General features: G+C 62.0%; 7 protein-coding genes. 1 reads left to right on the forward strand and 6 read right to left on the reverse strand.

Annotated features, from left to right (window positions below; genetic code table 11):
• The 6 genes from RWT78_RS26540 to pafA form a co-directional block, all read right to left on the reverse strand.
• Positions 1 to 285, reverse strand: a 285-nt coding sequence (locus tag RWT78_RS26540; protein WP_314681995.1) for a DEAD/DEAH box helicase, incomplete at its 3' end; no start/stop codon positions are given.
• A 48-nt stretch (positions 286 to 333) separates the two neighbouring features.
• On the reverse strand, positions 334 to 1,362 hold the full coding sequence (tatC, locus tag RWT78_RS26545; protein ID WP_003945030.1) for a twin-arginine translocase subunit TatC: 1,029 nt from the start codon (positions 1,360 to 1,362) through the stop codon (positions 334 to 336).
• A 73-nt stretch (positions 1,363 to 1,435) separates the two neighbouring features.
• Complete coding sequence (tatA, locus tag RWT78_RS26550) at positions 1,436 to 1,711, reverse strand: Sec-independent protein translocase subunit TatA (protein ID WP_003944836.1); 276 nt, start codon at positions 1,709 to 1,711, stop codon at positions 1,436 to 1,438.
• Positions 1,712 to 1,845: 134 nt separating this feature from the next.
• On the reverse strand, positions 1,846 to 2,823 hold the full coding sequence (locus RWT78_RS26555; RefSeq protein WP_003945022.1) for a YafY family protein: 978 nt from the start codon (positions 2,821 to 2,823) through the stop codon (positions 1,846 to 1,848).
• Complete coding sequence (locus RWT78_RS26560) at positions 2,823 to 3,833, reverse strand: YafY family protein (protein ID WP_003944939.1); 1,011 nt, start codon at positions 3,831 to 3,833, stop codon at positions 2,823 to 2,825. Before RWT78_RS26560 ends, RWT78_RS26555 begins: the two co-directional genes overlap by 1 nt.
• Positions 3,834 to 3,943: 110 nt before the next feature.
• The gene (gene pafA, locus RWT78_RS26565) at positions 3,944 to 5,302 is read right to left on the reverse strand and encodes a Pup--protein ligase (RefSeq protein WP_007729869.1); all 1,359 of its coding nucleotides are present in this window, start codon (positions 5,300 to 5,302) and stop codon (positions 3,944 to 3,946) included.
• Between the two features lie 144 nt (positions 5,303 to 5,446).
• Here pafA and RWT78_RS26570 point away from each other — a divergent pair, with 144 nt between their 5' ends.
• Entirely contained in the window at positions 5,447 to 6,865 is a 1,419-nt protein-coding gene (locus RWT78_RS26570; RefSeq protein ID WP_314681999.1) for a phosphatase PAP2 family protein, read from the forward strand.
• The last annotated feature ends 212 nt before the right edge of the window (positions 6,866 to 7,077 follow it).

The following is a 7,077-nucleotide window of genomic DNA, read 5'->3' on the forward strand; positions in this document are numbered from 1 at the left end:
CGAATCACCCGTCAGCAGACCGACTTCGCCGGGGCCGTACCGCTCGACGAGTTCGGCGTACTTCTGATTGCTCAGCGCCTTGATCGGCGTCGTGTAGAAACACTTGCGGCCCGCCGCGAGAGCCAGGTGGACAGCGAACTCGCCGACCACGGTCTTGCCTGCACCGGTCGGCGCGCAGACAAGGACGCCGTGGCCCGCTTCGAGCGCAACGCATGCCTTCACCTGGAATGGATCGAGTTCGAACTTCAGGCTGGACGCGAACGTGCTCAGTTCACTCTTGTTCATAACCACCTCGTCAGGGTTTCACACGCCGCCGACGTGGTGGCACGGCGCTCAGAGAGTGTCAGTGAAATCCTGGCCGGGCGCGTTGTCGCCGGCGGTGTCGGATTTCTCCGCGACCGGAGCCTTGGACTTGGACTTACGTCCGAACAATCCACTCGATTCGGCCTTGGGTTTGGTCGGATTGTCGAAAGCCTCGTTCAGATCGGACGGAGCCGAGATGGAGGAAGCTTCCTCGTCGGACAGTGCGCCCCAGTCTTCACCGGCGCGCTTGGCCTTACGTTTGTCGTTGAGGCGAGCGATCTGTACCGCGACCTCGAAGAGAAGCGTCAGAGCCAGCGCGAGCGCCAACATCGAGAACGGATCCGACCCTGGCGTGGCAACTGCAGCGAATACGAAGAGCCCGAAGATCAATCCTCGACGCCAGGCCTTCAAACGCTCGTACGTCAGAATGCCGGCAAAGTTCAACACGACGACGAGCAGTGGAATTTCGAAGCTGACGCCGAAGATGAGCAGCAGATTGATGATGAAGCCGAAGTACTCCGAACCACTGAGCGCGGTGATCTGGACGTTGTCACCGATGGTCAGGAGGAAGTGCAAAGCCTTCGCCACGACGAGGTACGCCAGGATTGCGCCGAGAATGAAGAGAGCGGCACCTGCGGTGACGAATCCGACCGCGTAGCGACGCTCTTTGGCGTAGAGGCCCGGGGTGATGAATGCCCACAATTGGTAAAGCCACACCGGGCAGGCAAGAACGATGCCGGCGGTGAGCGCCACTTTGAATCGCAGCATGAACTGCTCGAACGGCCCGGTCGCCAGCAATCGGCACGCGTCGTCGGTGCTGAGGTTGGCGCGACTCTCGGACGGAAGCTCGCAGTACGGTCCGCGAAGCAGATCGCCCAGACTTTCGAGACCGAGTATCGAGTGTGAATACCAGAAGAAGCCGAACGCCGTGGTGATGATCACGCCGAGGAATGCGAACAACAAACGAGTCCGCAATTCGTACAGGTGGTCGACCAACGACATGGTGCCGTCTGGGTTGACCTTCCGCTTGCGGTTACGCGGGTCTAACGGAATACGCACTGTGCATCCTGGTCTTGGTCAGCAGACAACCGGGGTGAACGAATATTTCACCCCGGCTAGAACGCAGTGTGTACTAGAGCGGCTTGACTTCGGTCGGCTGCGCAACAGGTGCTGCTGCACCGTTTGCGACCACCGCGGTGTTGGCCGTCGGCAACTGTGCCGGAGCAGGCTGTGCGACCGGCGCGCTTGCGGGCGCCGCATCGTCGTTCTGCATTTCCTTGACTTCGCTCTTGAAGATGCGGAGGGAACGACCCAGACCGCGTGCTGCATCGGGAAGCTTCTTCGACCCGAACAGAATTACGACGACAACAGCGACAATCAGCCAATGCATCGGCTGCATTGCACCCATAACGACCTCCCATGATCAGATTCCTCGATGCTACCGGACACAACCGGCGCTCGGAGGTGCCAAAGCACTTACTTCAGCTACCTTTTACCTGTTTGTTTCCTGCGAACTCACTGAACGTGAAGTTTCCCGAAGTTTTACGAACCGATTACGTCATAGGCGTCGAGCGCCGCAACGGCTCGATCATGGACTTCGGAGACCAGTTCCGGCGGATGAAGGACCCGAACGCCATCACCGAATCCCAACACCAGCCTTGCCATCCATTCAAGTGTTCCGAAACTCATCGTCGCCTCGACCGACCCGTCGTCGTTCACGTGCTCGACGTCCAACGGGTAGTAGTCGAGCATCCACACCCACTCTTTGGTGATGAACAACCGCGCTTCCGGAAGGGAACCGTCGCCGCTGAACAATTCGAGATTCGAATCCTCCTCGAGGGCCTGCGGCGGCGGGTCGGCGGGCTCGTCGAGTTGGACGGCGGCGTCGATCCGATCGAATCTGAACAACCGCACTCCCTCGGCTTGACGGCACCACGCCTGGAGGTAGCTGTAGTTGTCGACCAACACGATACGAACGGGGTCGACGATGCGCTCGGAGACCGCGTCACGCGAGGCGGAGTAATACGTCAATCGCAGGGCGGTCTTGTCTGCGAGCGCGGCTCTGACCGTCGCTGCTATCGGGTCTTCGGCGATGTCCGGCGCCGGCGATGTGTCCCGGTCCTGACCGATGGCTCGTGCCGCGGCCGAGCCTGCTGCGTCCTCGATCTTCGCGATGGCACGCTGCGCCGAGGACGGATCGACCATGCCGGGCATTTCCACCAAGGACCGCAGGGCGATCAGCAACGCCGTCGCCTCCGTCGAGGTGAGGCGCAACGGGCGATCGATCCCGGCCGAGAACGTGACCTCGATACTTTCCTCGGAGAAGGACAGGTCGATGAGATCACCGGGACCATAACCGGGCAGTCCGCACACCCACAGTTGATTGAGGTCGGTCATCAGTTGAGTGGTGCTGACACCGAGCTCCTCGGCGGCCTCGGCGGGACTGATGCCAGGATTCGCGATGAAGTAGGGCACGAGGTTGAGCAGCCGTGCCAACCGCGACGACAGTCGATTGCTCATCAGTGGTCCCCCTGTCCATTGCCGGTGATCGGGCTCGCCGCGGCGGCGCGCAGCTTCGCGACGACCTCAGCACGCAAATCCGGTGGGTCCAGCACCAATGCGTCCAACCCGTGACCGGCGATCAACCGAGCGGTCCATTCCCAGGATCGAACGGGGATGGCCAGTACGCTGCCGTCGCGATCGGTCAACCGCCGTTCGGACGACGACGTCGCAAGCCGCCGAAGCTCATGGGCGCGGCCGTCTGCGACCCACACCGTAGCCGTCCCGGTCACGACGCCCGAACCGGTCACGCGATCGACGACCTCGCGAAGGTCGACACCTTCAGGTTTGTGAACCGAACCGGCCGGGCCGAACTCCCTGACGTCGTCACCGATCCGTGAGAGCCGGAAGGTCCTCACCGCATCACGGTCGACGTCGTGCCCGACCAGGTACCACTTGCCGTTGTGCGTGACGACGCCCCACGGTTCGACGGTGCGCTCGGTGAACGGTTCGTTCAATGCGCCGCGGTGCTGAAAATGAACTGCTCGGCCGGCGTCGACCGCTGCAAGCAGCTTGCCGAGCGCGGGCTCCGAACCGCGAGTGCGTGCCGGAATCGCGGTGACCGGGGCGGCACTGACTTCTGAGTCGACCTGGACGCCGGCCGCTCGGAGTTTGAGTAGTGCACTCTGGGCTGCCGAAATCAGTTCCGGCGACTCCCACAACTGCACTGCGACGGCGACAGCAGCAGATTCCTCGCTGGTGAGGTCCACGTCCGGAAGCTCGTAGGCATTGCGATTGATCCGATACCCCTCGACGGTCGAGAAACGTCCTGCCAGACCGGTTTCCAACGGGACACCCAGGTCACGAAGTTCGTTCTTGTCGCGCTCGAACATGCGACTGAACGCTTCGTAGTTCGCGGAATCGTTGTACCCGGCCACACTGTCACGGATTTTCTCCGCCGTGAGGAACTGTCTGGTGGACAGCAATGCGATCACCAGGTTCATCAACCGCTCGATTTTTGATGTCGCCACGCCGAAATCCTAGTGGCTATCCGATAACCGAACGCGCGCCGGACACTTTAGTGCCCGGCGCGTCGCCGCAAAAAAGACCTGCTGGGTTGTTAATAGTGTAATTGGGTGACCTACATCGAAGCGATCAAACGCTCGACACGCTCGTCGACCGAGCGGAACGGGTCCTTGCACAGCACCGTTCTCTGCGCCTGATCGTTGAGCTTGAGGTGAACCCAGTCGACTGTGAAGTCCCGGCCTGCTGCCTGGGCTGCGGTGATGAAGTCGCCCCGCAATTTGGCGCGCGTGGTCTGCGGCGGATTCTCGACGGCGTCGTCGATCGTCTCGTCCTCGGTGACCCGCTTGACCAAGCCCTTGCGCTGGAGAACGTCGAAGACGCCCCGGCCGCGTTTGATGTCGTGGTACGCCAAGTCGAGCTGCGCGATCTTGGGATCGGACAGATCGAAACCGTGACGGTCCTGGTATCGCTGGAACAGCTTGCGCTTGATGACCCAGTCGATCTCCGTGTCGACCTTCGCAAAATCCTGAGCTTCGACGGCGTCGAGGGTGCGACCCCAGAGATCGACAACCTGCTCCACCTGCGGGTCCGGTTCGCGGTTACGCAGATGTTCGACCGCCTTGGCGTGGTACTCGCGCTGAATATCGAGAGCACTGGCCTGACGTCCACCAGCAAGGCGAACCGGCTTTTTACCGGTCACGTCGTGACTGACCTCGCGGATGGCACGAATCGGGTTGTCCAGCGCGAAATCGCGGAACGACACCCCGGCTTCGATCATCTCGAGCACCAGTGCGGCAGAACCGACCTTGAGCATCGTCGTCGTTTCGGCCATGTTCGAATCGCCGACGATCACGTGCAGGCGGCGGTACTTCTCGGCGTCCGCGTGCGGTTCGTCGCGGGTGTTGATGATCGGACGGGAGCGAGTGGTAGCCGACGAGACGCCCTCCCAGATGTGTTCCGCGCGCTGCGAGAGGCAGAACGTCGCGGCCTTCGGAGTCTGCAGTACCTTTCCGGCGCCGCAGATCAACTGGCGCGTGACGAGGAACGGCAACAAGACATCCGAAATGCGGGAGAACTCACCGGCGCGCGCGACGAGAAAGTTCTCGTGGCAGCCGTACGAGTTTCCGGCCGAGTCGGTGTTGTTCTTGAAGAGATAGATGTCGCCACCAATACCCTCCTCGGCGAGTCTCGCCTCGGCGTCGATCAGCAGTTCTTCGAGCACACGCTCACCGGCACGGTCGTGATTGACCAGCTGGATGAGGCTGTCGCACTCGGCCGTCGCGTACTCCGGGTGCGAACCCACATCCAGGTACAAGCGGGCTCCGTTACGGAGGAAGACGTTGGAGCTGCGACCCCACGACACGACACGACGGAAGAGGTAACGAGCAACCTCGTCGGGGCTCAGTCTCCTGTGCCCGTGAAAGGTGCAGGTAACGCCGAATTCCGTCTCGATACCCATGATTCGTCTCTGCACACTTCGACAGTACAACCAGAATGCGAGGTTCACCCGTGTACTTCGATCGCGTCGTAAGTCACGACTCGACAACGTCGGGCGGCAGCATAGTGTGACGGTGTGAGCCTTATTCGCCGAAAAGTTGTCCGAAGCGACGTCAAAGTCATGGAAAGCACTGGAGCACTGCGCCCTTCCGTGCTCGACCCGACCATGCGGTTTCTCTCCAGAGCCGCCGATCACGGCGTTTTGTGGATGGTTGTCGCCGCCTTGCTCGCGATGATCGGCGGGCGGCCCCGTAGGGCAGCAGCACGCGGGCTGCTCGCACTGGCCGGTTCCAGCGCGCTGGCCAACGGCATACTCAAGCCCCTCTTTCCCCGCCGACGCCCACCGGCACGCGTCTGGCTGAGCCCGAAGCGAGGCGTCGACATTCCGACGTCGTCCTCGTTCCCCTCCGGACATTCGTCTTCGGCAGCGGCATTCACCGCGGCAGTGGCCATGGAGTCCCCGGTTGCTGGAGCTGCTCTCGCACCACTGGCCGCAGCAGTGGCGTACTCACGCGTTCACAACGGAGTCCACTGGCCGTCCGACGTCTTCGCAGGCCTCGCGGTCGGCGGTGCTATCGCTGCCGGCACGCGTCGTTGGTGGGCGGTGCGGGACGAAGAACCCGCCGAACTCGGACCCGAGTGCGTGGTTCCCGCGCTCCCGCGCGGAGAAGGCTTGTTGGTCTTCACCAATCCTGGTTCAGGCTCCGAGGACGACGGGATCGTGGAATCGATTCGAGAACTACTACCGGAAGCGATCGTCTACGAGTTCGACGCGGACATCGACTTCGACATGCAGATCGATGCCAAGATCCCCGAGCTCTCGCCGAAAGCGTTGGGTGTATGCGGCGGCGACGGAACAGTGGTCACGGTCGCGACCGCGGCGACAAAGCACGAGCTACCACTTGCGGTTTTTCCCGGCGGAACATTGAACCATTTCGCCCGCGACGTCGGGGCGGTGAATGTCGAGGAGACCGCACAGGCAGTCGAGTCCGGTCAGGCGGCATTCGTCGACCACGCGGTGGTGCGCACGGATTCCGGAGTGACTGCACGGTTTCTCAACACAGCCAGCCTCGGTGGATACCCGGATGCTGTGCGCCTGAGGGAAAAATGGGAACCGCGTTTCGGTAAGTGGCCGGCCGCAGGAGCCGCGATGATCCGGGTTCTCGCAGCGGCGGAGCCGATGACGGTGACCATCGACGGGAAGCGGACCACAATCTGGATGCTGTTCGTCGGAAACGGGCGGTACTCCCCCGCCGATCAGGTGCCGATGTCGCGTCCGGAGATGAACCTTGGACTACTCGACGTCCGCTATCTGCGCGCGGACAAGAAATTCTCGCGCTCACGTCTGCTGTTTGCGGCTGCCACAGGAACATTGGGCAGCTCGCGGGTCTACGTTCGCGAACTCGTCTCGTCGATGTCGGTTCGAGTCGCCGATTCACCGGTAGCCATCGCCACCGACGGTGAAGTGGTGGCAGACGCGCGCCGGTTCGATTTCGACACCGAACCGGGCGCGGTGGCCGTCTACCGAGTCACTCAGTAACTCCAGACCTGCAGTAACTCCCAGACCTACGGAGTATCTACGAGGGTGCGTCGCCGTTTGCCGGCGGCGCATCCTCGACTGCTGCCGGAGCTGGAAGCATCTCTTCCAAAACCGTTCCAGCGATCCGTTTGAACGCACGGCGTGGACGATTGCTGTCGAGTACGGCAACCTCGAGTGCACTCACATCGAGAGTTCGTGGTTCCGCCTCAGTG

Origin of the sequence: uncultured Rhodococcus sp. (assembly GCF_963525155.1) — a bacterium.
In the GTDB taxonomy this organism is placed as follows: domain Bacteria; phylum Actinomycetota; class Actinomycetes; order Mycobacteriales; family Mycobacteriaceae; genus Rhodococcus_F; species Rhodococcus_F qingshengii.

Bases quoted from the DNA above. Each gene is read 5' to 3' on its own strand.
- tatA (WP_003944836.1), bottom strand. From the start codon at position 1,711: ATGGGTGCAATGCAGCCGATGCATTGGCTGATTGTCGCTGTTGTCGTC.
- RWT78_RS26555 (WP_003945022.1), bottom strand. From the start codon at position 2,823: ATGAGCAATCGACTGTCGTCGCGGTTGGCACGGCTGCTCAACCTCGTG.
- RWT78_RS26570 (WP_314681999.1), top strand. From the start codon at position 5,447: ATGGAAAGCACTGGAGCACTGCGCCCTTCCGTGCTCGACCCGACCATG.